Genomic DNA, 26,246 nt, shown 5'->3' with positions numbered 1-26,246 from the left:
AGGTGGGTCCAAGATCCTTGGCTTCACTGAAATTTTGGTGTCGTTGCAAAATTTCAGTGACTCTGTTTTTCTGTGAGCATGGCAATCATCAGTGCGGCCGGACTGGCCCGCACCTTCCAGACGAAGCGCGGCCCCGTGGAGGCCGTGCGCGGCATCGACCTCACCGTGCGGCCGGGCGAGATCCTCGGCTTCCTCGGCCCGAACGGCGCGGGCAAGACGACGACCCTTCGCATGCTCACGACCCTGCTCGCCCCCACCGGCGGCGCCGCCACCGTCGCGGGCCACGACCTGGCCACCGACCCGGCCGGAGTGCGCCGGGCGTGCGGTTACGTGGCCCAGTCCGGCGGCGTCGACCCGAACGTGACCGTGCGGGAGGAGCTGGTCACCCAGGGACGGCTCTACTGGCTGACGAGGGATCAGGCAGCCGAGCGCGCGGCGGAGTTGGCCGCCGACCTCGGCCTCACCGATCTGCTCGACCGCAAGTGCGCCGCGCTCTCCGGCGGTCAGCGCCGCCGCCTCGACATCGCGCTGGCCCTCACCCACCGCCCGCAGGTCCTCTTCCTCGACGAGCCGACGACCGGACTCGACCCGGGCAGCCGCGCCGACCTGTGGGACCTCGTCCGCCGCCTGCGCGACGAGCACGGCACCACGGTCTTCCTGACGACCCACTACCTGGACGAGGCCGACGCCCTCTCCGACCGGCTGGTGATCGTCGACCAGGGCGTGGTCGTCGCCGAGGGCACCCCGGGCGCGCTCAAGCTCCAGTACGGCGGCTCGATCGACGCCACGCTCCAGGACACGTTCCTCGCGATCACCGGACGCGGCCCGGCACCGGCCGACTCCACCCCCGTAGCCGTATAGAGACCCATAACCGGACAGGAACCCGATGCTTCTCCACGACACCGCGCTGGTCTTCGGCCGCTACCTCCGCCAGACCCTGCGCTCGCGCTTCGCGATGCTCTTCGGCGTGCTGATGCCGCTGCTGTACCTGCTGTTCTTCGGTCCGCTGCTCACGGACCTGCCGCTGAGCTCCCAGGGCAGTTCCTGGCAGGTCCTCGTTCCCGGGCTGCTGCTCCAACTCGGCTTGTTCGGCGCCTCGTTCGCGGGCTTCACGATCATCATCGAAAAGGGGCAGGGAGTCGTCGAGCGGATGCGGGTCACGCCCGTGAGCCGGCTGGCCCTGCTCATCGGCCGCGTGCTGCGCGACGCCGCGGTCTTCGTCTTCCAGGGGGTGCTGCTGGTCCTCGCCGCCGTGGCGATGGGGCTGCGGGCTCCCCTCGCGGGTGTGCTGATCGGCTTCGCCTTCGTGGCGCTCCTGACGATCTCGCTGGCGTCCCTGTCGTACGCGCTGGCCATGAAGGTCGCCACACCCCAGGAGTTCGGCCCGACGATCAACGCGCTCACCATGCCGTCCATGCTCCTGTCCGGCCTGATGCTGCCGATGACGCTCGGACCCGGCTGGCTGGACGTGCTCTCGCACCTCATGCCGTTCCGCTATCTGGTGGACGCGATGCGCGACGCGTACGTGGGCGAGTACGCGACGGCGTCCATGCTGTACGGGGTGCTGGTCGCCCTGGGGCTCGCGGCGCTGGCCGTGACGGTGGGCACACGGGTGTTCCGGACGGCCGGGGCGTAATTAGGCTGGTCACCATGGTCAATCTGACGCGCATCTACACGAGGACCGGCGACCAGGGCACCACGAACCTCGGCGACATGAGCCGGGTGCCCAAGACCGACCTCCGCATCGCCGCCTACGCCGACGCCAACGAGGCGAACGCGGCGATCGGCACGGCGATCGCCCTCGGCACCCTGGACGAGGAGGTCGTCACGGTCCTCACCCGCGTCCAGAACGACCTCTTCGACGTCGGGGCCGACCTGTCCACGCCCGTCGCCGAGAACCCCGAGTTCCCGCCCCTGCGTGTCGAGCAGTTCTACGTCGACAAGCTGGAGGCGGACTGCGACCGGTTCAACGGGCAGTTGGAGAAGCTCCGCTCCTTCATCCTCCCCGGCGGCACCCCCGGGGCGGCCCTGCTGCACCAGGCGTGCACGGTCGTACGACGCGCCGAGCGCTCCACGTGGGCGGCGCTGGAGGTGCACGGGGACGTCATGAACCCGTTGACCGCCACCTACCTCAACCGTCTGTCGGACCTGCTGTTCATCCTGGCCAGGACGGCGAACAAGGAGGTCGGGGACGTGCTGTGGGTGCCGGGCGGGGAGCGCTGAGGCGCTCACCGGGAGCGGCTCCCGGCCGACGTGCGCGTCACCTGGTACAGGCCCGTCGCGGTCTGCACGCCCCCGACGCACATCATCACCACGCCGACCTTCGTGAGAGTGACGACCGGGACCTCCACGTCCTCGGTGAACAGCCACAGCACCAGGCCCACGAGCAAGGTGCCGACGCCCTCCAGCAGGTTCTTCCGCGCCTTGCTCATCGGCGGGCACCTTCCTCGGCTTCTTTGTCCGACGTGATCAGGTCGGGGTTCTCGGTGTTCTCGGGCTTCCCCGGCCCGCCCGGGTCCTTCCTCGGCCAGATGGTGTACGACAGGGCGATGAGGCCGTAGATACCGACCGTGCGCACCGCCACCCACTGGAAGGCGCGCAGCGAGCTGACGTCGCCGGAGTCGCCGACATACCAGACGGCGAGCTGGAGCAGCACCAGCGCCACCGCGCCCGCGACGACCGCCCGTAGCCAGAGCTTGGCCTCGTGGCGGGCGCGGGCGCGGCCGTAGCGGGGCGGCTTTCGCGGGGGCGGGCCGCCGCCCAGGCGGTGCGCCGCGTGGCCGTCGAGCCAGCGGATCGTGTAGTGGCCGAACGCCACCGTGTAGCCGATGTAGAGCGCCGCCACACCGTGCTCCCAGCCGGGTTCGGCGCCGTTCTTCAGGTCGATCGCCGTCGCGACGAACAGGACCAGTTCCAGCACGGGCTCGCCCAGCAACAGCACGACGCTCGTACGGCGCCACTTCAGCAGATAGCGGACGGCGAGGCCCAGGGCCAGCAGCACCCAGAAGCCCACCTCGCAGGCGATGATCAGCGCGACGATCACGGTTCGCTCCCTCCAGTCACCTTTCAAGGCTCCCGTCGGGACCGGCCGCTTTCGTCGTCGTCGGTGACGAACCCGCGGTACATCGAAAGATGCAGTCCACGACCCGTCCCGGGCATTACGCGGCGGGCGTCCGCGCCGTGTTGGATGGAGTCATGGCCGTACGACTCCCCCGACCGCACAGCGACGACGTGCGCATCGCTGTGGGCGGGTTACTCGGCGGGCTGCTGCTGTGGGGCCTCGGCCTCTTCCCCCGCCCGCCGGGGGACGACGGGCTCGTCCTCTGGTCCCCGGAGTGGGCCGCGCTGGTGCCGCTCACCGTGACGGCCGCCTGCGAGCTGCTGCGCCGGACCCTGCCGCGCACGGGGATGCTGATCGGCGTCCTCATGCTGACCCTCGACACCGTCACGCGGGGCAACGTGATCACGGTCGTGCTGTTCACCGACCTCGTGTACGCGGCCGTCCTGTACGGCACCCCGGCCTCCGCCCGGCGTATCCCCTGGATTTCCGGGCTGCTCACGGTGCTCGGCGCGGTGGTACCCCTCGCGGTCTGGCAGAAGCCGGAGGCCATCCTGATCGGCGTGGCCGTCGGCGTGGTGGCACTCGCGCCCGCCACCACCGGCTGGTTGGTCCGCAACCACCGCGACGCCGCCGAGACCGCCCGCCTGCGTGCCGAACAGACCGCGCTGCTCGCCGAGATGGACCGTGCCCAGGCCGTGGGTGCCGAGCGGGCCCGGATGGCCCGCGAGCTGCACGACATGGTCGCCAACCACCTCTCCGCGATCGCGATCCACTCCACGGCCGCCCTCACCCTCGACGACCCGAAGACCTCCCGGGACGCCCTCACCGTCATCCGCGAGAACAGCGTCGAGGGGCTGTCCGAGATGCGGCGGCTGATCGGCATCCTGCGCGACAGCAGCGGAGATCTGGAACCGGTCGCGGCCCCGACGCTCGACGGGCTCGACGCCCTGGTCGAGGGCGCCCGCACCAACGGCCTCGACGTCACCCTCGACGCCGGCCACGGCACGCTGCCGACTCCGGTCGAGCTCGCCGCCTACCGCATCGTCCAGGAGTCCCTCACCAACGCCCTCAAGCACGCGTCCCCCGGCCGCGTGACCGTGGCCCTCGCCCAGCAGGACGGCTCGCTCACCGTGCGCGTGACCAGCCCGTTCGGTGACCGCGGCGGACCCCGCGCCCCCGGATCGGGCGCCGGCCTGGTCGGCATGCAGGAGCGGACCGCGCTGCTGGACGGCACCTTCGAGGCGGGTCCCGAGGACTCCCCCGACGGCAAGATCTGGGCCGTGCGCGCCACTCTCCCCGTGATGACGAACTGAACCCAAGGAGACACCTCGAATGATCCGCGTGCTCGTCGCCGAGGACCAGTCCGCCGTACGTGCCGGGCTCGTCCTCATTCTGCGCAGCGCGCCCGACGTCGAGGTGGTCGGCGAGGCCGCCGACGGCGAGCAGGCGGTGGCGCTGGCCCGTGAACTCCGGCCGGATCTCGTGTTGATGGACGTGCAGATGCCGCGCCTCGACGGGGTGTCCGCGACCCGGCAGGTCGTCGCGGAGGGGCTGGCCGACGTACTCGTGCTGACCACCTTCGACCTCGACGAGTACGTGTTCGGGGCGCTGCGGGCCGGTGCGTCCGGGTTCCTGCTCAAGAACACGGACGCGAAGGACCTGATCACGGCCGTCCGGACGGTCGCGGGTGGGGACGGGCTCATCGCGCCGGCGGTGACCCGCCGCCTGATCGCCGAGTTCGCCGCCAAGCCCGTACGGGAGCCCACGGCCGATCCGTCCGTCCTGGATTCCCTCACCCGCCGCGAACGCGAGGTCCTCTCCTGCATCGGGGAGGGGCTGTCGAACGCCGAGATCGCGATGCGGCTGGAGATGGCGGAGGCCACCGTGAAGACCCATGTCAGCCGTCTCCTCGGGAAGCTGGAGCTGCGCAGCCGGGTCCAAGCGGCCGTGCTGGCACAAGAGTTGGGCGTGTAGCCCGGACGGGCCCGCATGACGGACGCACTGGTCCAGACCTCTTGACCGCTGGTCCAGACCTTTCTATTCTCGCCACACCGCGCCACGTCATGCTCATGCTCATGCTCAACCCCACCCCACACCCCACAAGGAGGCGCGCATGCGCTTCAGGCACAGAGCCGCGGCCGGCTTCGCCACCCTGCTGCTCCCCCTCGCGGGCCTGGTCGGCCTCGCCGGCCCCGCCCACGCGGCAACCGAGACCACCGCCACCTACACCAAGACCCAGGACTGGGGCACCGGCTTCGAAGGCAAGTGGACCGTCAAGAACACCGGCACCTCCACGGTCAGTTCCTGGACCGTCGAGTGGGACTTCCCCTCGGGCACGTCCGTGACCTCGGCCTGGGACGCCGACGTCACCTCCTCCGGCACCCACTGGACCGCCAAGAACAAGTCCTGGAACGGCACCCTCGCCCCAGGCGCCTCCGTCTCCTTCGGGTTCAACGGGAGCGGCTCAGGCTCCCCGGCCAACTGCAAGCTGAACGGCGGCAGTTGCGACGGCGGCGGCACCGTCCCCGGTGACGCGGCGCCCTCCGCGCCCGGCACCCCCACCGCCTCCGACGCCACCAACACCTCGGTGAAGCTGTCCTGGCCGGCCGCCACCGACGACAAGGGCGTCAAGAACTACGACGTCCTGCGCGGCGGCACCAAGGTCGCGACCGTCACGACGACCTCGTACACGGACACCGGCCTGACCGCCGGCACCGACTACTCGTACACCGTGCAGGCCCGCGACACCGCCGATCAGACCGGCCCGGTGAGCGGCGCCGTCTCCGTACGGACCACCGGCGGCGGCAACACCGACCCCTCCCCCGGCTCCAAGGTCAACCTCGGCTACTTCACCGAGTGGGGCGTCTACGGCCGCAACTACCACGTGAAGAACCTGGTGACCTCGGGCTCCGCCTCGAAGATCACGCACATCAACTACGCCTTCGGCAACGTCAAGAACGGCCAGTGCGCCGTCGACGACACCTACGCCGCCTATGACAAGGCCTACACCGCCGACCAGTCCGTCAGCGGCACCGCCGACACCTGGGATCAGCCGCTGCGCGGCAACTTCAACCAGCTGCGCCAGCTCAAGGCCAAGTACCCGAACATCAAGGTGCTGTACTCGTTCGGCGGCTGGACCTACTCGGGCGGCTTCGGCCAGGCCGCGCAGAACCCGACAGCGTTCGCCAAGTCCTGCAAGGCCGTCGTCGAGGACCCGCGCTGGGCCGACGTCTTCGACGGCATCGACATCGACTGGGAGTACCCGAACGCCTGCGGTCTGAGCTGTGACACCTCCGGTGCCGCCGCCTTCAAGAACGTCATGCAGGCCCTGCGCACCGAGTTCGGCTCGAACTACCTGGTCACCGCCGCGATCACCGGTGACGGCTCCTCCGGCGGCAAGATCGACGCGGCCGACTACGGCGGCGCGTCGAGCTACGTCAACTGGTACAACGTGATGACGTACGACTACTTCGGCGCCTGGGCGAACACGGGCCCGACCGCCCCGCACTCACCGCTCACCTCGTACTCCGGCATCCCCACCGCCGGCTTCAACTCCGCCGACGCGATCGCCAAGCTGAAGTCGAAGGGAGTCCCCTCGGCCAAGCTGCTGCTCGGCATCGGCTTCTACGGCCGCGGCTGGACCGGCGTCACCCAGTCCGCGCCCGGCGGCACGGCGACCGGCGCGGCCACGGGCACGTACGAGGCGGGCATCGAGGACTACAAGGTGCTCAAGAACTCCTGCCCGGTCACCGGCACCGTCGCGGGCACGGCGTACGCCCACTGCGGGAGCAACTGGTGGAGCTACGACACCCCGTCGACCATCGCCGGAAAGATGACCTGGGCCAAGAACCAGGGCCTGGGCGGGGCGTTCTTCTGGGAGTTCAGCGGAGACACCAGCAACGGAGAGCTGGTGAGCGCCATCAACAATGGCCTGAAGTAGTGACCGCGGAAATCACGCGACGTTGACGCGAATCACGCAACGTTGACGCTCCCCCAGACTTCGTCCGGGGGGACCCCCACCCGGAGAGTGAATGTGGCTACGCCACATTCACTCTCTGTCCGGGCGGGGCTGCCTCAAGCCACGCGAGGAAACCGGTCAGCGCGTCCTCGCTCATCGCCAGCTCGAGCCTGGCCCCCCGGTGGAGGCAGGCGAGGATCACGGCGTCGGACAGCAGGGCGAGTTCCTCCTCGCCTTCCGGAGTGCGGCGCCCGGCCACCTCGATCGCCGAGCGCTCCAGAATGCGGCGCGGGCGCGGGGAGTACGAGAAGACACGGAACCACTCGATGCGGTCGCCGTTGTAGCGGGCGATGCCGTAGCCCCAGCCCTTGCCGTTCTCCTCGCCCTTCTCGGGTTTCTCCGGAGTGTTCCACCGCAGGCTGCAGTCGAAGGTGCCGCCCGAGCGCTGGATCAGCCGTCGTCTCACACCGAAGACGAAAAGACCCACCACCACGAGCGCGACCACCAGCCCGCACACAGTCAGAGCGAGGACCATCGGCACCGACCTCCTCGTCTCCTAGGTAACGGAACGGAAAAAACTCCCACATTCGCCTCAGCCGCGACTCGGTCCGGATTGGTTCTCTCCGGACCCAGCCGCGGCTGAGGTACAGCATCACATGGCGGGCTTGGTCAGCGCGCCGCCACCGCACGCAGTCGGACGTCCGCGCGACGCTCGGCGTGGGCGTCGCCCTCCGCCTTCGCACGCTCGAGCTCCCGCTCCGCGCGCTGGACGTCGATCTCGTCCGACAGCTCGGCGATCTCGGCCAGCAGCGACAGCTTGTTGTCCGCGTACGAGATGAAACCGCCGTGCACCGCGGCGACGACCGTTCCACCATCACTCGTACGGATGGTCACCGGGCCCGACTCCAGCACACCGAGCAGCGGCTGGTGACCGGGCATGACGCCGATGTCGCCGGACGTGGTGCGCGCGACGACCAGGGTGGCCTCGCCGGACCAGACCTCTCGGTCGGCCGCGACCATCGCGACGTGCAGCTCAGCAGCCAAGGTGGCTCCTCGGGTCACCACCCGGCGGTTCTGCCGGGTGTTGGGTAACAAGTCTAGTGGGGCTCCGAGTACCAAGTGTCTCGGGGCCCGCCGCGGCCTCTCGGCCGGGGGTCCGGGGGTTGTCCCCCGGGAGATGCAGCGTGGGAGTGGAGAGAGGGGCGGGACGCACCCCTTGCGAGGTGCTCACCCGCCCCTCTCACACAGTCGAGCTCGGGGTCAGGAGACGCCCAGCTCCTTCGCGTTCTTCTTCAGGTCCTCGATACCACCGCACATGAAGAACGCCTGCTCCGGGAAGTGGTCGTACTCACCGTCGATGATCGCGTTGAACGCGGCGATCGACTCCTCCAGCGGCACGTCCGACCCGTCGACGCCGGTGAACTGCTTGGCGACGTGGGTGTTCTGGGACAGGAAGCGCTCCACGCGACGGGCACGGTGGACGACGAGCTTGTCTTCCTCGCCGAGCTCGTCGATACCGAGGATCGCGATGATGTCCTGCAGGTCCTTGTACTTCTGCAGGATGTTCTTCACGCGCATCGCGGCGTTGTAGTGGTCCGCCGCGATGTACCGCGGGTCGAGGATGCGGGACGTCGAGTCCAGCGGGTCCACGGCCGGGTAGATGCCCTTCTCGGAGATCGGACGGGAGAGAACCGTCGTCGCGTCGAGGTGGGCGAAGGTGGTGGCCGGGGCCGGGTCGGTCAGGTCGTCCGCGGGGACGTAGATCGCCTGCATCGAGGTGATCGAGTGACCACGGGTCGAGGTGATGCGCTCCTGGAGGAGACCCATCTCGTCGGCCAGGTTCGGCTGGTAGCCCACCGCGGAGGGCATACGGCCGAGCAGGGTCGACACCTCGGAACCGGCCTGCGTGAAGCGGAAGATGTTGTCGATGAAGAACAGCACGTCCTGCTTCTGCACATCGCGGAAGTACTCCGCCATGGTCAGACCGGCGAGCGCCACGCGCAGACGGGTGCCCGGGGGCTCGTCCATCTGACCGAAGACCAGCGCGGTCTTGTCGATGACGCCGGACTCGCTCATCTCGTCGATGAGGTCGTTGCCCTCACGGGTGCGCTCACCGACACCGGCGAACACCGACACACCGTCGTGGTTGTTGGCGACGCGGTAGATCATCTCCTGGATGAGCACCGTCTTGCCGACGCCGGCGCCGCCGAACAGACCGATCTTGCCGCCCTTGACGTACGGGGTCAGCAGGTCGATGACCTTGACGCCGGTCTCGAACATCTCGGTCTTCGACTCGAGCTCGTCGAAGTTCGGGGCCTTGCGGTGGATCGGCCAGCGCTCGCCGTCGTACGTCTCGTCGACGTTGAGCACCTCACCGAGGGTGTTGAACACCTTGCCCTTGGTGAAGTCGCCGACCGGCACGGAGATGGAGTTGCCGGTGTTCACGACCGTGGCCTGGCGGACCAGACCGTCGGTGGGCTGCATGGAGATCGTGCGGACCAGGCCGTCACCCAGGTGCTGGGCGACCTCCAGGGTCAGCGTCTTCTTGGCACCGTCCTGCGCCGGGTCGTTCACCTCGACGTGGAGGGCGTTGTAGATGTCGGGCATCGCGTCGACGGGGAACTCCACGTCGACGACCGGGCCGATGACCCGGGCGACGCGGCCCGTAGCCGTGGCCGTCTCAACAGTGGTGGTCATTAGCGGTCACTCCCCGCGGTCGCGTCGGCCAGGGCTGCGGAGCCTCCGACGATCTCGCTGATTTCCTGGGTGATTTCGGCCTGGCGGGCCGCGTTGGCAAGACGGGAGAGCGTGTTGATCAGCTCGCCCGCGTTGTCAGTGGCCGACTTCATCGCACGGCGGGTGGCGGCGTGCTTGGAAGCGGCCGACTGGAGCAGTGCGTTGTAGATGCGGCTCTCGACGTAGCGCGGCAGCAGGGCGTCGAGGACGTCCTCCGCCGACGGCTCGAAGTCGTACAGCGGCAGGATCTCGCCCTTGGTGGGCGACTCCTCGGCGACCTCTTCGAGGCTGAGCGGAAGCAGTCGGGCATCGACCGCGTTCTGCGTCATCATCGAGACGAACTCGGTGTAGACGATGTGGAGTTCGTCCACGCCGCCGTCCGCCGTCTCCTGCTCGATGGCCTCGATCAGGGGCGCCGCGACCTTCTTGGCGTCCGCGTAGCTGGGCTCGTCGGTGAAGCCGATCCACTGTTCCGCGATCTTGCGCTCACGGAAGTTGTAGTGGGCCACACCGCGCCGGCCGACGATGTACACGTCGACCTGCTTGCCCTCGGCCTCCAGGCGCGCCGTCAGCTGCTCCGCCGCCTTGATGGCATTGGAGTTGAACGCGCCGGCGAGACCGCGGTCGCTCGTCAGGAGCAGCACCGCGGACCGGGTGACCGTCTCGGCCTGGGTGGTCAGCGGGTGCTTGGTGTTCGAACCGGTGCCGACCGCCGTGACCGCGCGGGTCAGTTCCTGCGCGTACGGCGTGGAGGCCGCCACCTTGCGCTGCGCCTTGACGACGCGCGAGGCGGCGATCATCTCCATCGCCTTGGTGATCTTCTTGGTCGCGGTGACGGATCGGATGCGACGCTTGTAGACCCGGAGCTGGGCTCCCATGAGTCAGGTCCCTTCCTTACGTCACTTGGCGGAGGCCGGGGCGTCCTCGCCGAGAAGCTTGCCGTCCGAGGTCTCGAACTGCTTCTTGAACTCGACGATGGCGTCGGCGACAGCGGTGAGGGTGTCGTCCGACATCTTGCCGCCCTCCTTGATGGAGGTCATGAGGCCCTGCTCCTTGCGGTGCAGGAACTCGAGGAGCTCCTTCTCGAAGCGGCGGATGTCGGCGACCGGCACCTCGTCCATCTTGCCGGTGGTGCCGGCCCACACGGAGACGACCTGGTCCTCGGTGGCCATCGGCTCGTACTGGTTCTGCTTCAGCAGCTCGACCATGCGCTGACCGCGCTCCAGCTGCGACTTCGACGCGGCGTCCAGGTCGGAACCGAAGGCGGCGAACGCCTCCAGCTCACGGAACTGGGCGAGGTCCACGCGCAGACGCCCGGAGACCTGCTTCATCGCCTTGTGCTGGGCGGAACCACCGACTCGGGAGACGGAGATACCGACGTTCAGCGCGGGACGCTGACCGGCGTTGAACAGGTCCGACTCCAGGAAGCACTGGCCGTCGGTGATGGAGATGACGTTGGTCGGGATGAACGCCGAGACGTCGTTGGCCTTGGTCTCGACGATCGGCAGACCCGTCATCGAGCCCTTGCCCATGTCGTCGGAGAGCTTCGCGCAGCGCTCCAGCAGCCGGGAGTGCAGGTAGAAGACGTCACCCGGGTAGGCCTCGCGGCCCGGCGGGCGGCGCAGCAGCAGGGACACGGCGCGGTAGGCGTCGGCCTGCTTCGAGAGGTCGTCGAAGATGATGAGGACGTGCTTGCCCTCGTACATCCACTGCTGGCCGATGGCCGAACCGGTGTACGGCGCCAGGTACTTGAAGCCGGCCGGGTCGGACGCCGGGGCGGCGACGATGGTCGTGTACTCCAGCGCGCCGGCCTCTTCGAGGGCACCACGCACGGAGGCGATGGTCGAGCCCTTCTGGCCGATGGCGACGTAGACGCAGCGGACCTGCTTGTTCACGTCACCGGAGCGCCAGTTGTCGCGCTGGTTGATGATCGTGTCGACGGCCAGGGCGGTCTTGCCGGTCTGGCGGTCGCCGATGATCAGCTGACGCTGGCCACGGCCGATCGGGGTCATCGCGTCGACGGCCTTGTAGCCGGTCTCCATCGGCTCGTGCACCGACTTGCGCTGCATGACCGTGGGGGCCTGCAGCTCCAGGGCGCGGCGGCCGGTGGTCTCGATCTCGCCGAGGCCGTCGATGGCCTGGCCGAGCGGGTCGACGACACGGCCGAGGTAGCCGTCACCGACGGGCACGGACAGGACCTCGCCGGTACGGGTGACCGGCTGACCCTCCTCGATGCCGCTGAACTCACCGAGGACGATGGCGCCGATCTCGCGCTCTTCCAGGTTCAGCGCGAGGCCGAGGGTGCCGTCCTCGAACTTCAGCAGTTCGTTGGCCATGGCCGAGGGAAGGCCCTCGACCTTCGCGATGCCGTCGCCGGCAAGGGTGACCGTACCGACCTCCTCGCGCGAGGCCGCGTCCGGCTTGTACGACTGGACGAAGTTCTCCAGCGCGTCCCGGATCTCCTCCGGCCGGATCGTGAGCTCCGCCATCTGGGTTCCCTGCTCTCCTTGTTGGGCCCGAAGTTTCACTTTGGGGGTCTGGGGGCGACCCCCAGGATTCTTCTGCACGGCCCAACCAGGGCCGTAAGGACGACTTGCGTGTTCAGTTGCCGCGGTGCCGCTAGCTCGCCATGCGGCGGCCGGCGTCCTCGAGTCGGTCCGCGATCGAGCCGTTGATGACCTCGTCGCCGACCTGCACCCGGATCCCGCCGACGACCTCGGGGTCGACGTCGATGTTGAGGTGCATCCGACGGCCGTAGAGCTTCGCGAGGGCGGCGCCCAGGCGCTGCTTCTGCCGGTCGCTCAACGGAACCGCCGAGGTGACGGTGGCCACCAGCCGGTCCCGACGCTCGGCGGCGAGCTCGGACAGGGACTCGAGTCCCGCCTCCAGGCTACGTCCACGCGGCGCGGTCACAAGGCGCGTCACCAGACGCTCGGTCGCCACGTTGGCGCGGCCGCCGAGCAGGCTGCTCAGCAGCTCGCTCTTGGCCGGGACGCTCGCGGCACGGTCGGTCAGGGCGGACCGCAGCTCGGTGTTCGAGGAGACGATCCGGCCGAACCGGAACAGCTCGTCCTCGACGTCGTCGAGCGCGCCCGCCTTCTGGGCCGCGGTGAGGTCGGCCGTGTCGGCCAGCCCCTCCAGCGCGTCCACCAGGTCGCGCGACTGCGACCAGCGGGAGCGCACCATGCCGGCCACCAGGTCGGCGGTGGTGCCGCCGACCTGACCTCCGAAGATGCGTCCGGCCAGTTCGGCCTTGGCGTCAGCGGCCTGCGCCGGGTCGGTGAGGACCCGACGCAAGCTGACCTCGCGGTCGAGCAGCGCGGTGACGGCGGCCAGCTCGCCGGCGAGCTGCGCCGCGTCCACGGACGTGGAGTCCGTCAGCGCGTCGAGACGCTCACGTGCGGCTGCCAGGGCCTCGCGGCTCGCTCCGTTCATCGCGCGGCCTCGGCCTTCTCCTCGAGCTCGTCGAGGAAGCGGTCGATCACGCGGCTCTGCCGGGCGTGGTCCTCGAGGGACTCGCCGACGAGCTTGCCGGCCAGGTCGGTGGCGAGCTTGCCGACGTCCTGACGCAGCGAGGACGCGGCGGCCTTGCGGTCGGCCTCGATCTGGGAGTGGCCCGCGGCGATGATCTCCTCACGCTGCCGCTGACCCTCCGCCCGCATCTCGGCGATGAGCGTGGCACCCTGCTCCTGCGCCTCCTGGCGCAGACGCGCGGCCTCGTGCCGGGCCTCGGCGAGCTGAGCCTTGTACTGCTCGAGCACGCTCTGGGCCTCGACCTTCATGGCGTCGGCCTCTTCGATACCGCCTTCGATCGCCGCGCGGCGCTCGTCCAGAACCTTGTTGATGTTCGGGAGCAGCTTCTTCCAGAAGAAGAAGAACACGATGGCGAAGGCGATGGTGCCGACGAGCAGCTCGGGGCCCGGAGGCAGGAGCGGGTTCTGCTCCTCCTCGGCCGCCAGCTGTACCAGGTTGGCGATCACATCAGTGCCTTTCGTCGAATACGTGTCGGGGTAAGGGGTGTCTTACTGACCGAACACGAACGGCATAACGATGCCGATGAGGGCGAGCGCCTCACAGAACGCGAAGCCGAGGATCTGGTTGGCACGGATCAGACCAGCGGCCTCGGGCTGACGGGCCAGGGCCTGGGTGCCGTTACCGAAGATGATGCCGACGCCGACGCCGGGGCCGATAGCCGAGAGGCCGTAGCCGATGGAGCCGAGCGAACCGGAGACGGCGGCGAGGGTCTCAGTGGCAGCCATGCTGATTCTTCCTTCTCTTTACGGACCGGTGGGAGTTGGCCACCGGACGATCAGGGGTGGGTGGGGCGGGGCTCAGTGGTGCTCGGCGAGAGCACCCTGGATGTACGTGCAGGAGAGGAGCACGAAGACGTACGCCTGGACAGCCTGCACGAAAAGCTCGAAGCCGATCATGACGATGGTCATCACGAAGGAGACACCGGCGGCCGGGATCATCCAGCTGTTCAGCAGGTACCAGGACGCGACGGTGAACATCACCAGCATCAGGTGACCGGCGAACATGTTGGCGAAGAGTCGCACGGCGTGGGTGAAGGGCCGGACCAGCAGGTTCGAGAAGAACTCGATGACCATGACCAGCGGGAGGACCCCGCCGAGTTCCTTGTCGTAGCCGGTGACGTTCTTGAAGAAGCCGACGAAACCGTGCCGCTTGAAGGTCAGCGAGACCCAGGTGATGTAGACGATGACGGCCAGGACCGCGGGGAAGGCGATGACCGACGACACCGGGAACTGGGCCAGCGGGATCACGGACCAGATGTTCATGATCCAGATGAAGAAGAACAGCGAGACCATCAGGGGGACGTACTTCTCGCCCTCCTTCTTGCCGAGGGTCTCGTAGACGATGCCGCGGCGTACGAAGTCGTAGCCGGCCTCGCCGACCATCTGCAGCTTGCCCGGCACCACCTTCGCCTTGCCGAAGGCGAGGGTGAAGAAGGTGACGACCAGGAGGGTGGTGATGATCGCGAGCAGCATCACCTTGTTGAACTCGAACCCGCCGATCGTGGCCATCGGCTTGAAGAGGAACGAGTGCAGGCCCGGCGCCGGGAAGCCACAGCCGTTGTCGGACATGATCCGACAGTTCCACTCGAAGGCGAGCTGGGTCTGGTCAGCACTCACCGCGGGCTCCTTCGGCATGACGCATGGGTACGGCAACCTCGTTGTCTCGGCGCGGCGCGCAGCCGCGGGTCGGCACCGGACTGGTGTTTCGGATGTGGGGGCGGCTGGGGGGCATCAAGCCTCGCGATTGAGCAGGCGTCAGCTCAGATGCCCGCGCCCGCGATGCCGCAGTTGGCACCGGACGATAGCAGGAGATCTCGCATCCCTTTATTCCGCCCCTACCCCTCACGACGAGGACCCCGTCTTCTCGGGCTTCTCGCTCTTCTCCGAGGCCGGATCCACGTAGAAGATCTTGGCCTTCATGTGCGCACGGGCCTGGGCGGCCATCCACACGACGGTCGCGACGACGAGCGAGACCGCGAACGCCTTGGGGTTGAAGAGGGAGGTGTCCTTGAAGAGGGCCACGAAGATCAGGAGCAGCAGGAGCTGGGCGACGTAGAGCATCAGGCCCATCGCCTGGAAGAGCTGCGGGAGCGTTTTTGCCGTCCACTGGAGCACGTACAGGCCGATCCCCATGAACAGGATGGCGAGCAGGGCGCCGACGGCCGCGCCGATCGCGCCCTTGCCTCCGGCCACCGCGCCACTGACAGCGACCGCGAGCACACCGGCAGCCGCTGTGGGTACAGCGGTCTGCAGAAGATTCCGGGCGTCATTGGACGGCATGGCGGCAACTCCGCTCAGTAAACGGGGGCAGGGTGTCGTCATGGACGAGCGTAGTCCCGGGGCGAGAGGGAGAATTCCCCGCCGTCGGACCGTCGCATTGCGGCCCTTCGGCTCTATCCCGGGTTCTCGTGAACCGTATCACAAACTATTTGATGAGGTCTTTACCTGGTTGGTGTGCCAGCTGTCACACATGAGGGTGAACCTGCACTTCTGCGCAAAAACCGCACCCTTTTGTCTGGTATAAGCCTGGTTTGCGTCTTGAACAGCGAGTCAAGAGTTAGTCAGATTCTTACCTTCGGGTCAGCGCGAGGTTTCAGCCTTGCGCCCGTCCAGGAGACGCGAACGGGCGCCGAGCGCGGTAGCGCCGTTGACGCGTGAGGCTCCCGCGGCCACCGGGGTGCGAGAGCCGGCGGGCTCCTCCACGTCGGAGTCCACGTCCGTGTCCGTCGTCCCGTACGCGGCGCTCGACGCGGCCGGGGCGACCGCGACGGCCTCGTGAGCGCGCCGGCGGCGGTACCGCGGGGGCACGAAGGCCTCGGCCCAGCGCGGGGCGCGCGGCGTGAAGCGGGGCAGCAGGAGCAGCACAAGACCGACGAAGCTGAGCGCGACGACGCCGAGGACGATCCACATCGAGGCCGAGTTCACCGAGTACGCCAGCGCGCCGAAGGCGATCAGCGCGGACCAGAAGTACATGATCAGCACGGCCCGGCTGTGCGAGTGGCCGATCTCCAGCAGGCGGTGGTGCAGGTGGCCGCGGTCGGCGGCGAACGGGGACTGGCCGCGCCAGGTGCGGCGCACGATCGCCAGCACCAGGTCGGCGGCGGGGATCGCGATGATCGTCAGCGGCAGCAGCAGCGGGATGTAGACGGGAACGGTCTGGTGGACCGTGTTGCGCTCGGAACCCGAGAACAGGTTCATGGCGTCCGGGTCGATCTGGCCGGTGACGGAGATGGCGCCCGCGGCCAGGACGAGCCCGATGAGCATCGAGCCGGAGTCACCCATGAAGATCCGCGCCGGGTGCATGTTGTGCGGCAGGAAGCCCAGGCACATGCCCATGAGGATGGCCGCGAAGAGGGTGGCGGGGGCGGCGGCCTCGATGCCGTAGCTGTACCAGATGCGGTACGCGTACATGAAGAACGCGCACGCCGCGATGCACACCATGCCCGAGGCGAGACCGTCGAGGCCGTCCACGAAGTTGACCGCGTTGATGGTGATGACGACGAGGGCCACGGTGAGCAGGGTGCCCTGCCACTGGGTCAGCGCCACGTTGCCGACGCCGGGGATGGGCAGCCACAGGATCGTCAGACCCTGCATGACCATGACGCCCGCGGCGATCATCTGACCGCCCAGCTTGATCAGCGCGTCGATCTCGAACTTGTCGTCCAGGACACCGATGAGCCAGATCAGCGCGGCGCCGGAGAGCAGGGCGCGCGGTTCGTTCGAGTTGGCGAAGACCTCGCTGAGGTTGGTCAGGTGGTCGGCGACCAGCAGGCCCGCGCACAGCCCGAAGAACATGGCGATGCCGCCGAGGCGGGGCGTGGGTTCACGGTGGACGTCGCGCGCACGGATCTCCGGCATGGCACCCGCCACGATCGCGAACTTCCGTACCGGCCCTGTCAGCAGGTACGTCACCGCGGCCGTGATGCAGAGTGTCAGCAGGTATTCACGCACAGGCTTCCCCACAGGTCTCGCTGGCCATCTCAGCCCCACACCCTAGCGATGAGCGCATATGGTTGGGGACTTCCGGGTAGCGACGATGGTTGCACGTGTGGCTGTGTACGGTGATGCGCCTACCCCACCTCGGCCGGTATACGGCGGGGATCTTCCGGGGCATACCGTTCCGCTTCCGGCATTCCGTCACCGCGGGTAGGGCGGAAATCTCCCGGTCAGCTCCCGTACTTCTTCACGCGCCCGCCTGCCGTCGACGTCCTCGCGCAGCACCTCCGCGAACAGGACGGCGATCCGGGCCATCTCCGCCTCGCCCATGCCCTGTGTGGTCAGTGCCGCCGTGCCGAGCCGCAGCCCGCGGGCGTCGCCGTGCGGCAGGGCGCAGGTGTCGAGGACCATACCGGCCGCGGCCAGCCGCCCGCGCGCGGTGTGTCCGTCGAGGCCGAGCGGCGCGGGATCGGCGACCACCATGTGGGTGTCGGTACCGCCGGTGGTGACGACGAGCCCCTCGCCGGCCAGCACGTGGGCGAGCACCCTGGCGTTGGCGACCACCTGATGGGCGTACGCCGCGAAAGCCGGTGTTGCCGCCTCGCCGAACGCGACGGCCTTGGCGGCGATGGTGTGCATCTGGGCGCCGCCCTGCGTGAACGGGAAGACCGCCCGGTCGACGCGCTCCGCGAGCTCGCTCCCACACAGGATCATGCCGCCGCGCGGGCCGCGCAGCACCTTGTGCGTGGTGGCGCAGACGACGTCGGCGTACGGCACCGGGGAGGGCGCCGCGCCCCCGGCGACGAGCCCCATGGGGTGGGCGGCGTCGGCGATCAGATAGGCCCCGACCTCGTCGGCGATCTCGCGGAAGAAGGCGTAGTCGATGTGGCGCGGATAGGAGATGGACCCGCACACGACGGCCTTGGGGCGGTGGGTAAGGGCCAGGGTGCGCACCTGCTCGTGGTCGACGAGCCCCGACTCGGCCTCGACGCCGTACCCGACGAAGTCGAACCAGCGCCCGGAGAAGTTGGCGGGCGAGCCGTGCGTCAGATGCCCTCCGAAGGGCAGGCCCATGGCGAGCACGGTGTCCCCTGGCCGCAGCAGCGCCGCGTACGCGGCGAGGACGGCCGAGGAGCCCGAGTGCGACTGCACATTGGCGTGCTCTGCGCCGAACAGCGACATCGCCCGCTCGACGGCGATCCGCTCGGCCACGTCGACGATCTCGCACCCGCCGTGGTGTCGCGCCCCCGGATACCCCTCCGCGTACTTGTTGGCGAGCGGCGACCCGAGTGCCGCGAGCACGGCCGGCGAGGTGAAGTTCTCGGCGGCGATGAGCTGCAGCGTCGTCGACTGCCGGGCCAGCTCACCGGTCAGGATCTCGGCGAGTTCCGGGTCCTGCCGGCGCAGGAGGTCCGCTTCGAGCGTGGGTGTGACCGACATGGTGGGCTCCGGGTGTCGGTGGGTTCGCTAGGACCAATGTAGGACCGCGCCCCACGAGGTGCCCGGCGTCGCGTCCAACCGGGCCGCGCCCTGGCGCGCCACAAGCCCTCAGGCCCGCGCGGGCACCCCCGTCAGCGCCGACCTCTCCTCGACGCGCCTCTCGCACTGCTCGGCCCTGGCGGGCCTCCCAGGCTTCGAGCCGCTGCGCCGGACTCCGTCCGTCGGCGCACCGCCCTCAGGCCCGCGCCGGCACCCCGGTCAGCGCCGTCACCACCGGGTCCAGTGCCTGGTGTATCTCGTCCCCCACCGAACGGAAGAACGGCAGCGGCGCCCCGTACGGGTCGTACACCTCGTCCGCCTCCGCCGTCGGAGCCAGAAGCCACCCGCGTAGAGCCGCCGCAGCACGCACCAGCGCCCGCGCACGCGCGACCAGGCCCTCCTCCAGCGGAGGCAGGGTGGCGGGGTCGATCGCTCGGACGAGGCGGGTGAACTCCTTCAGGGTGAAGGTGCGCAGGCCCGCCGAGTGGCCCATGGAGATGACCTGGGCGCGGTGGTCCCGGGTCGCGGTCAGGACCAGGTCGGCCATGATGACGTGCTCGTCCAGCAGCTCCCGGCCGAGGAAGCCGGAGGCGTCCGCGCCGAAGTCCGCGAGGACCGCCTCGGCGTTGGTCTCCATGGGCGCACCCTCGTGACCCCAGGTACCGGCGCTCTCGACGACGAGGCCGCCCCACAGCGGGTCGCCGAGCCGGTCCGCCACGGCATGGCGGGTCAGCCGCTCGGTGATCGGCGAGCGGCACACGTTGCCGGTGCTGACGTGGAGGATGCGGAAGGTGTCACGCGGAAGCCCTGTGAAGGTCCTCGTCTCTTCCCCGTTCCCTATGCCACGCCCCGCGTCAGGGGACGTCAATTCGCCACCTCGAGGTCGGGTACCACCTTGCGCAGCTCGTCGGCCGACAGGGCACCCGCGCGCAGCAGCACCGGCACCTTGCCCGTGACGTCGACGATCGAGGAGGGCACGTTGCCCGGGGTCGGGCCGCCGTCGAGGTAGACGGAGATGGAGTCGCCGAGCATCTCCTGGGCGGCGTCACAGTCCTCCGGCGCCGGATGCCCGGTCAGGTTCGCCGAGGACACCGCCATGGGGCCGACCTCGGTCAGCAGCTCGATCGCGACCGGGTGCAGTGGCATGCGCACGGCGACCGTGCCACGGGTGTCCCCGAGGTCCCACTGGAGCGACGGCTGGTGCTTGGTGACGAGCGTGAGCGCGCCGGGCCAGAAGGCGTCGACGAGCTCCCAGGCCATCTCGGAGAAGTCCGTGACGAGGCCGTGCAGCGTGTTCGGGGAGCCGATGAGGACGGGCGTGGGCATGTTGCGGCCGCGACCCTTGGCCTCCAGCAGATCGGCCACGGCCTCGGAGGAGAACGCGTCGGCGCCCACGCCGTACACGGTGTCGGTCGGGAGGACCACCAGCTCGCCGCGGCGAACCGCGGACCCGGCCTCACGCAGACCCGTCGCGCGGTCGGTCGCGTCGTTGGTGTCGTATCGCCGTGCCATCTAGCGGGCCTCCTCGTACACATACTGCTGGGTGGAAGTCTGTGGCGTGCTCACGGCAGCGCCTTGCGGGCGGTCGCGAAGCGCGGCCGGTTGTTGAGGTCGGGGTGATCGGCCGCGTCGGCCCAGCCCCGCTCCTCGGCGAAGATCCACGGCACCTGGCCGCCCTGCGTGTCCGCGTGCTCGATCACGACGACACCGCCGGGACGCAGGAGCCGGTGTGCGGTGCGCTCGATGCCCCGGATCAGGTCCAGGCCGTCCTCGCCCGAGAAGAGAGCGAGCTGCGGATCGTAGTCCCGCGCCTCGGGAGCGACGTACTCCCATTCCGTCAGCGGGATGTACGGAGGGTTGGAGACGACCAGGTCGACCTGGCCGTCGAGGTCGGGGAAGGCCTCCAGGGCGTTCCCCTGACGCAGGTCGACCCTGGAGCCGTCCATGTTCTTCCGGGTCCACACGAGGGCGTCCTCGGACAGCTCCACGGCGTGCACCCGGGACCGCGGCACCTCCTGGGCGAGCGCGAGCGCGATGGCGCCGGAGCCGGTGCACAGATCGACGATGCACGGCTCGACGACGTCCATGGCCCGTACGGCGTCTATCGCCCAGCCGACCACGGACTCGGTCTCTGGGCGCGGCACGAACACCCCTGGCCCGACCTGGAGTTCCAGGTACCGGAAGAAGGCCCGCCCGGTGATGTGCTGGAGCGGCTCGCGCTGCTCACGGCGCGCGATGACCTCCCAGTAGCGGGCGTCGAAGTCCGAGTCCTTCACGGAGTGCAACTCGCCCCGCTTCACGCCGTGCACGAACGAGGCGAGCTCCTCCGCGTCGTTGCGCGGCGAGGGCACGCCGGCGTCGGCCAGCCGCTGGGTGGCCTGGGCCACCTCTGCGAGCAGCAGGTTCACGCAAGTCCTCCGTCTGGTACTCGTACGTGCCTTACGCGGCTGCCAGCTTCGCGGCGGAGTCCGCGTCCACGCACGCCTGGATCACCGCGTCGAGCTCGCCGTCCAGCACCTGGTCCAGGTTGTACGCCTTGAAGCCGACACGGTGGTCCGAGAGGCGGTTCTCCGGGAAGTTGTACGTGCGGATCTTCTCGGAGCGGTCGACGGTGCGGACCTGGCTGCGGCGGGCGTCGGCTGCCTCCCTCTCCGCCTCCTCCTGCGCCGCCGCGAGCAGCCTGGAGCGCAGGATACGCATCGCCTGCTCCTTGTTCTGCAGCTGGCTCTTCTCGTTCTGGCAGGAGGCGACGACTCCGGTGGGAAGGTGCGTGATGCGCACCGCGGAGTCGGTCGTGTTGACGGACTGCCCGCCGGGCCCTGAGGACCGGTAGACGTCGATCCGAAGGTCGTTCGGGTTGATCTCGACGTCGATCTCCTCGGCCTCGGGCGTGACCAGCACACCGGCCGCGGAGGTGTGGATACGGCCCTGGGACTCGGTCGCGGGCACCCGCTGCACACGGTGCACGCCGCCCTCGTACTTCAGCCGCGCCCACACGCCCTGCCCGGGCTCGGGGCTCTGGCCGCCCTTGGTCTTCACGGCGACCTGGACGTCCTTGTAGCCGCCGAGTTCGGACTCGGTGGCGTCGATGATCTCGGTCTTCCAGCCGACGCGCTCGGCGTACCGCAGGTACATGCGCAGCAGGTCACCGGCGAACAGGGCCGACTCGTCGCCGCCCGCGCCCGCCTTGATCTCGAGGATCACGTCCTTGTCGTCGCTGGGGTCGCGCGGGATGAGCAGGAAGCGCAGCTTCTCCGTCAACTCCTCGCGCAGCTTCTCCAGCTCCTTGACCTCGGCGGCGAAGTCCGGGTCGTCGGCGGCGAGTTCACGCGCGGTCTCGATGTCCTCGCCGTTCGCCTTCCAGAAGCGGTACGTGGCGACGATCGGGCTCAGCTCGGCGTAACGCTTGTTCAGCCTGCGTGCGTTGGCCTGGTCCGCGTGGACCGACGGATCGGCGAGCTTTTTCTCCAGGTCGGCGTGCTCACCGACCAGTTCCTCGACCGCCTCGAACATCTCCGGCTCCCTGAACTGTCCCCACTCCCAATGATGAGCCCGGGGACATGCGTACGACGAATGGGTGGGCTGCTGTTACCGCAAAACGCCGGTCCCGGAACCCCCGGACGGGGGTCACCAAGGACCGGCGCCAGGGCCTGTCCGACGGATCAGGCCCTAGAGGCTCGCTACTTCTTGGCAGCGGCAGCCTTGCCGAAGCGGGCCTCGAAGCGGGCCACGCGGCCACCGGTGTCGAGGATCTTCTGCTTGCCCGTGTAGAACGGGTGGCACTCGGAGCAGACGTCGGCACGGATGGCGCCGCCGGTGATCGTGCTACGGGTGGTGAACGACGCGCCGCAGGTGCAGCTGACCTGGGTCTCGACGTACTCGGGGTGGATGTCGCGCTTCAAGGGGGTCTCCTAGTTTCGGGAGGGCGCCGGGTCGCTGCCGCGGGGTGCGGGAACGTGAACCGGGGCCGACGGTCCAGTCTGCCAGGACTGGTGCCATCCTCCCAAACCGGGGGTTGCGGTTGAGTATTCCCTGGGGGTGGGAGAGGGGTTCGAGGGAGGGGGTGGGGGGTGATCGCCATGGGCGGGTGCGGGTTCGTTGTGGCTGGTCGCGCCCACGATGGGGGTCCCCCCGCTCGAGCGAAGCCGAGAGTGGGGGAGGAGCCGCACATCGACACAGCCCCGCGCCCCTTACGGGGCGCGTGCCCTCAGGACGACTCCACCACGCCCTTCGCCTCGCCCTGGGCCGTGCCCTTCGTGGCTGACTTGGGGATCGGCTTGTCGGCCTTGAGGGCCTTCCAGACGAGGTCGGCCTTGGTCTTGGCCAGCAGGACGCGGTTGGGGTCCGCGGGGTCGTACTGGACGGGCATCGTGACCATGGTCATGTGGGACGCGCTGATGCCCTTGAGGCCGCTCGCGAAGGACGCGAGGTCCGCGACGGAGCCGAGCTGGGAGTCGGTGGTCACCGTCTTGGTGGCCGTGTCGGCGAGGTCGTACAGCTTCTTCGGGCTGGTCAGGATGCCGAGCTCCTTGACCTGGTTGACCAGGGCCTTGATGAACGCCTGCTGGAGCTGGATGCGGCCGAGGTCGGAGCCGTCGCCGACGCCGTGCCGGGTGCGCACGAGGCCGAGGGCCTGCTTGCCGTTCAGGGTGTGCGTGCCGGCCTTCAGGTTCAGGTGGCTGTCGGGGTCCTCGATGTTCTTGGTCGTGGTGATCCCGACCCCGCCGAGCTCGTCGATGAGCTTCTGGAAGCCGGCGAAGTCGACCTCGAGGTAGTGGTCCATGCGGATGCCGGTGATCGACTCGACGGTCTTCACCGCGCAGGCCGCGCCGCCGGTGGAGTACGCGGAGTTGAACATCACGCTCCGGGCGGCGGGGTACGTCCTGCCCTTGCTGTCGGTGCACGCGGGGCGCTCGACGAGGGTGTCGCGGGGGATGGAGACCACGCTGGCCCGCTTGTGGCCCTCGTATATGTGCACGATCATCGCCGTGTCGGAGCGGGCGCTGCCGTCGTCGACGCCGCCGCCCAGCTTCTTGTTGCTGCCGGCGCGGGTGTCGGAGCCGAGGACGAGGATGTCCTGCGAGCCGTTGTCGACGTTCTGGGGCCGGTCGGTGCCGAGGGCCTGGTTGATGTCGACGCTCTTGATGTTGCCGTTGAGCTTGAAGTACAGGTAGCCGAAGCCGGTGCCGCCGAGTACGACGATGCCCGCGGCGGCCCAGGAGGTGACCCGGAGCACCCTGCTGCCCCTGCTCCTGGGCTTGCGGCGGCGGCCCCTGGCGGCGCGGTGGCGCGGGCCCGTGATGCCGGCGCTCCCTGGTGTGGCTGGTTCCGGCGTGCTCTCGGCAGACATGTGCTCCTCTGTCCTCTTGCGGGTCGGTTACCCCCTGCTGTTCAGACGCAGGTCCGGCCGACCGTGGCCAGTAGCGCTCCGGTGGCCACTCCGTACGGTCAGACGGCAGATCGGGAAAAAGGGTTGCACACGGCATTGTGCCCATCGCGTGGACGCGATGGGCACAGTGCGTGATCGGCCGCTCCGGTGAGCGCGGGCTCACCTGCGGTTTCAGCCGAAGAGGTCGTACTGGTCGTAACCGGTGCCTACCGAGATCCTTGTGGCAAAGATCTCGCTGGTGGCCTTTCCGGTGCCCTTGTACAGATAGAGCGTGCCGCCCCTCGTACGGGCCAGGAAGTCGGCCTTGCCGTCGCCGGTCACGTCACCGACCGCGTCGAAGGCGTTGTAGCTGGTCCAGTTGCGGACCTTGATCCGGCTGGAGAACGCGCCGGTGCCGGCCTTGCCGGTGCCCTTGTAGAGGTAGATGTCCGAGGTGCTGCTCTTGCGGACGATCAGGTCGGCCTTGCCGTCGCCGGTGAAGTCGCCGTGGCCGCGGACCGAGTTGTACTGGTTCCAGCCGGAGCCGACCTTGACGCGGGACGAGAAGGAGCCGTTGCCCTTGCCCGGGTAGATCCACAGGTAGCCGCTGGAGTCGACCGACAGCAGGTCGGGCAGGGCGTCTCCGGTGACGTCACCCGGGGCGACGATCCGGGTCCGGCTCTTCCAGTTGTCGAAGATCTGCTTGTTGGCCCAGCTCTGGGTCGAGGGCACGTAGTGCATCCAGAAGACGTCGCCGTCGGAGCTGCGGCGGATCACGAAGTCCTGGTAGCCGTCCCGGTTCAGGTCGGTCTGCAGGACGACGTTGACGCCGGCCCAGGAACCCCACGACTCTCGCGTGGCGAACGAGGTGCCCTTGGAGTCCTTCTCGTAGCCGACGTTGGTGGAGTCCTTGCGCAGGAACAGGTCGGCCTTGCCGTCACCGCTGAGGTCGGTGTCGTCGACGCGCGGGTAGGCCGCGCCGACGTACGTGCTGACCTTGCTGAAGACGCTGTAGGCGCCCTTCTCCACGCAGTCCTCGACGCCCCAGGAGACGACGCCCACGATGCGGTTGTTGACGACGAGCGGACCGCCGGAGTCGCCGTTGCAGGCGGAGGTGGTGCCCTCGTCGCTGCCGCTGGCGGGCTCGCCCGCGCACACCATGTGGCCCTTGATGAACCAGTCGGGGTATTCGCTCGCGCAGGTGGCGTCGGTCTGGATGGGCAGCGTCGCCGTCTTCAGCGTCTGGGAGATGTCGCTGCTGGTGGAGCTGGTGCGGCCCCATCCGTACACCTTGGCGCTGGTGCCCTCCGCGTACGACGCCGTGTCGCCGGACGTCGTCATCCTGATGGGCGTGGCCTTGATGGGGTTGGGCAGCGTGAGGACCGCGATGTCGTTGTCGATCGTGTCCGCGTTGTACGACGGGTGGTCCCACTGGCGCCAGACGCCGGAGACGGTGCCGTTGGTCTCGCCCGCGTCGTCGGGCAGCTGCGAGGTACCGGTGATGACGGCGCCGTACTGCTTCCAGTCATACCCGTCGACGCAGTGCGCGGCGGTGAGGATCTTCGTCGGCGCGATCACGGCACCGCCGCAGAAGAAGCCGAGGTCCTGGCTGTCGTCGTAGTACCAGAGCTGCGCCATCCACGGCGCCGTGGTGATGGTGGTCTCGGAACCACCGATGATCTTCGGGTCGATCGACGAGGCGGAGCCGCTCGACGTGCCCGTACTGGCACTGAGTGACTTCCTCTTCGCCGTCTCTCCGGCGGTGTCGTCACTGGCGACCGCCCCCGCGACGCGCTCGGTGAGCTCGTCGAGCGACGGCGCGCTGGTGCTCGGCTTGGCGGTCGGCGTCGGCAGCGGCGTGGCCGCGTTCGCGGACGACACGAACAGCGCCCCCGCGACAGCCGCCGCGACCGCGGCCGCCCCCACGGGCAGCCCGATCCGTATCCGGCGTCTGTGACGACCACTGCCGGACATACGTGTACTCACTCAAGTCCCCCCTGAGCGTCAAGAGTTGAGATGTCGAAGGTCCGCCGAACATCAGGCGACATTTACCTCGACACAACATGAAGACCGTGATCGTACACCTGTCCCAAAAAGCACTGGGGGCCGCCCTCGTGAGAGGGCGGCCCCCAGAGGTTTTAATGGGCGCGGGGGGTTGTAAGAAATAGGGCACCT

Annotated in this window: 27 protein-coding genes; 6 read left to right on the top strand and 21 right to left on the bottom strand. The window is 68.8% G+C overall.

The window, feature by feature from the left end; translation table 11 throughout:
• Positions 1 to 78: 78 nt before the first annotated feature.
• The 3 genes from AB0959_RS36295 to AB0959_RS36285 are packed head-to-tail and all read left to right on the top strand — an operon-like array spanning position 79 to position 2,223.
• The gene (locus tag AB0959_RS36295; RefSeq protein ID WP_366831011.1) at positions 79 to 861 is read left to right on the top strand and encodes an ATP-binding cassette domain-containing protein; all 783 of its coding nucleotides are present in this window, start codon (positions 79 to 81) and stop codon (positions 859 to 861) included.
• A gap of 25 nt (positions 862 to 886) precedes the next feature.
• Positions 887 to 1,636: an ABC transporter permease gene (locus AB0959_RS36290; RefSeq protein WP_366831010.1), complete on the top strand. Its 750-nt coding sequence runs from the start codon at positions 887 to 889 to the stop codon at positions 1,634 to 1,636.
• 14 nt (positions 1,637 to 1,650) lie between these two features.
• Positions 1,651 to 2,223 (top strand): cob(I)yrinic acid a,c-diamide adenosyltransferase, encoded by a 573-nt coding sequence (locus tag AB0959_RS36285; RefSeq protein WP_366831009.1) that lies wholly within the window; start codon positions 1,651 to 1,653, stop codon positions 2,221 to 2,223.
• A gap of 5 nt (positions 2,224 to 2,228) precedes the next feature.
• Here the strand turns inward: AB0959_RS36285 and AB0959_RS36280 are convergent, their stop codons facing one another.
• A complete protein-coding gene (locus AB0959_RS36280) occupies positions 2,229 to 2,432 on the bottom strand; it encodes a DUF5708 family protein (protein WP_366831008.1) in 204 nt (67 codons plus the stop codon).
• Complete coding sequence (locus AB0959_RS36275; protein WP_366831007.1) at positions 2,429 to 3,043, bottom strand: hypothetical protein; 615 nt, start codon at positions 3,041 to 3,043, stop codon at positions 2,429 to 2,431. The genes AB0959_RS36280 and AB0959_RS36275 overlap by 4 nt, the downstream gene beginning before the upstream one ends.
• 152 nt (positions 3,044 to 3,195) lie before the next feature.
• Here AB0959_RS36275 and AB0959_RS36270 point away from each other — a divergent pair, with 152 nt between their 5' ends.
• The 3 genes from AB0959_RS36270 (at position 3,196) to AB0959_RS36260 (ending at position 7,001) form a co-directional block, all read left to right on the top strand.
• Positions 3,196 to 4,374, top strand: a complete 1,179-nt coding sequence (locus tag AB0959_RS36270; RefSeq protein ID WP_366831006.1) for a histidine kinase — start codon at positions 3,196 to 3,198, stop codon at positions 4,372 to 4,374.
• Positions 4,375 to 4,393: 19 nt separating this feature from the next.
• The gene (locus AB0959_RS36265; RefSeq protein ID WP_366831005.1) at positions 4,394 to 5,035 is read left to right on the top strand and encodes a response regulator transcription factor; all 642 of its coding nucleotides are present in this window, start codon (positions 4,394 to 4,396) and stop codon (positions 5,033 to 5,035) included.
• Between the two features lie 139 nt (positions 5,036 to 5,174).
• Positions 5,175 to 7,001: a glycoside hydrolase family 18 chitinase gene (locus AB0959_RS36260; protein ID WP_366831004.1), complete on the top strand. Its 1,827-nt coding sequence runs from the start codon at positions 5,175 to 5,177 to the stop codon at positions 6,999 to 7,001.
• Positions 7,002 to 7,098: 97 nt separating this feature from the next.
• On the opposite strand, the gene AB0959_RS36255 is transcribed toward AB0959_RS36260, so the two are convergent.
• From AB0959_RS36255 to AB0959_RS36165, 19 genes are all read right to left on the bottom strand, one after another.
• A complete protein-coding gene (locus AB0959_RS36255) occupies positions 7,099 to 7,554 on the bottom strand; it encodes a DUF2550 domain-containing protein (protein WP_366831003.1) in 456 nt (151 codons plus the stop codon).
• A gap of 134 nt (positions 7,555 to 7,688) precedes the next feature.
• Positions 7,689 to 8,063 carry a F0F1 ATP synthase subunit epsilon gene (locus tag AB0959_RS36250; protein ID WP_366831002.1) on the bottom strand — a complete coding sequence of 125 codons (375 nt, stop codon included), beginning with the start codon at positions 8,061 to 8,063 and terminating at the stop codon, positions 7,689 to 7,691.
• 216 nt (positions 8,064 to 8,279) lie between these two features.
• On the bottom strand, positions 8,280 to 9,716 hold the full coding sequence (atpD, locus tag AB0959_RS36245) for a F0F1 ATP synthase subunit beta (RefSeq protein WP_366831001.1): 1,437 nt from the start codon (positions 9,714 to 9,716) through the stop codon (positions 8,280 to 8,282).
• Positions 9,716 to 10,633: a F0F1 ATP synthase subunit gamma gene (locus tag AB0959_RS36240; RefSeq protein WP_366831000.1), complete on the bottom strand. Its 918-nt coding sequence runs from the start codon at positions 10,631 to 10,633 to the stop codon at positions 9,716 to 9,718. The genes atpD and AB0959_RS36240 overlap by 1 nt, the downstream gene beginning before the upstream one ends.
• A 21-nt stretch (positions 10,634 to 10,654) precedes the next feature.
• Positions 10,655 to 12,244, bottom strand: coding sequence for a F0F1 ATP synthase subunit alpha (gene atpA / locus AB0959_RS36235; RefSeq protein ID WP_366830999.1), 1,590 nt, complete (start codon positions 12,242 to 12,244; stop codon positions 10,655 to 10,657).
• A gap of 130 nt (positions 12,245 to 12,374) precedes the next feature.
• Positions 12,375 to 13,190 (bottom strand): F0F1 ATP synthase subunit delta, encoded by an 816-nt coding sequence (locus AB0959_RS36230; protein ID WP_366830998.1) that lies wholly within the window; start codon positions 13,188 to 13,190, stop codon positions 12,375 to 12,377.
• Positions 13,187 to 13,735, bottom strand: coding sequence for a F0F1 ATP synthase subunit B (locus AB0959_RS36225; protein ID WP_366830997.1), 549 nt, complete (start codon positions 13,733 to 13,735; stop codon positions 13,187 to 13,189). The genes AB0959_RS36230 and AB0959_RS36225 overlap by 4 nt, the downstream gene beginning before the upstream one ends.
• 42 nt (positions 13,736 to 13,777) lie before the next feature.
• Positions 13,778 to 14,014 (bottom strand): F0F1 ATP synthase subunit C, encoded by a 237-nt coding sequence (locus AB0959_RS36220; protein ID WP_351098992.1) that lies wholly within the window; start codon positions 14,012 to 14,014, stop codon positions 13,778 to 13,780.
• A gap of 72 nt (positions 14,015 to 14,086) precedes the next feature.
• On the bottom strand, positions 14,087 to 14,857 hold the full coding sequence (atpB, locus tag AB0959_RS36215; protein ID WP_366831087.1) for a F0F1 ATP synthase subunit A: 771 nt from the start codon (positions 14,855 to 14,857) through the stop codon (positions 14,087 to 14,089).
• Positions 14,858 to 15,130: 273 nt separating this feature from the next.
• Positions 15,131 to 15,568, bottom strand: coding sequence for a hypothetical protein (locus tag AB0959_RS36210; protein ID WP_366830996.1), 438 nt, complete (start codon positions 15,566 to 15,568; stop codon positions 15,131 to 15,133).
• A gap of 300 nt (positions 15,569 to 15,868) precedes the next feature.
• Complete coding sequence (locus AB0959_RS36205) at positions 15,869 to 17,239, bottom strand: MraY family glycosyltransferase (protein WP_366830995.1); 1,371 nt, start codon at positions 17,237 to 17,239, stop codon at positions 15,869 to 15,871.
• A gap of 186 nt (positions 17,240 to 17,425) precedes the next feature.
• Entirely contained in the window at positions 17,426 to 18,664 is a 1,239-nt protein-coding gene (glyA, locus tag AB0959_RS36200; protein WP_366830994.1) for a serine hydroxymethyltransferase, read from the bottom strand.
• A gap of 235 nt (positions 18,665 to 18,899) precedes the next feature.
• Positions 18,900 to 19,571 carry a protein-tyrosine-phosphatase gene (locus tag AB0959_RS36195; protein ID WP_366830993.1) on the bottom strand — a complete coding sequence of 224 codons (672 nt, stop codon included), beginning with the start codon at positions 19,569 to 19,571 and terminating at the stop codon, positions 18,900 to 18,902.
• Positions 19,568 to 20,215 carry an L-threonylcarbamoyladenylate synthase gene (locus tag AB0959_RS36190; RefSeq protein ID WP_366830992.1) on the bottom strand — a complete coding sequence of 216 codons (648 nt, stop codon included), beginning with the start codon at positions 20,213 to 20,215 and terminating at the stop codon, positions 19,568 to 19,570. Before AB0959_RS36190 ends, AB0959_RS36195 begins: the two co-directional genes overlap by 4 nt.
• A 50-nt stretch (positions 20,216 to 20,265) precedes the next feature.
• Entirely contained in the window at positions 20,266 to 21,111 is an 846-nt protein-coding gene (gene prmC / locus AB0959_RS36185; RefSeq protein ID WP_366830991.1) for a peptide chain release factor N(5)-glutamine methyltransferase, read from the bottom strand.
• A gap of 31 nt (positions 21,112 to 21,142) precedes the next feature.
• Positions 21,143 to 22,216 carry a peptide chain release factor 1 gene (gene prfA / locus AB0959_RS36180; protein WP_366830990.1) on the bottom strand — a complete coding sequence of 358 codons (1,074 nt, stop codon included), beginning with the start codon at positions 22,214 to 22,216 and terminating at the stop codon, positions 21,143 to 21,145.
• Between the two features lie 167 nt (positions 22,217 to 22,383).
• Entirely contained in the window at positions 22,384 to 22,605 is a 222-nt protein-coding gene (rpmE, locus tag AB0959_RS36175) for a 50S ribosomal protein L31 (RefSeq protein WP_366830989.1), read from the bottom strand.
• A gap of 305 nt (positions 22,606 to 22,910) precedes the next feature.
• Complete coding sequence (locus AB0959_RS36170) at positions 22,911 to 24,053, bottom strand: LCP family protein (RefSeq protein WP_366830988.1); 1,143 nt, start codon at positions 24,051 to 24,053, stop codon at positions 22,911 to 22,913.
• Between the two features lie 210 nt (positions 24,054 to 24,263).
• Entirely contained in the window at positions 24,264 to 26,045 is a 1,782-nt protein-coding gene (locus tag AB0959_RS36165; protein ID WP_366831086.1) for a trypsin-like serine protease, read from the bottom strand.
• Between the last annotated feature and the right edge of the window lie 201 nt (positions 26,046 to 26,246).

It is taken from the genome of Streptomyces sp. NPDC046862, from assembly GCF_040704615.1.
Taxonomy (GTDB): domain Bacteria; phylum Actinomycetota; class Actinomycetes; order Streptomycetales; family Streptomycetaceae; genus Streptomyces.
This window is presented reverse-complemented; position numbering and strand designations above follow the sequence as displayed.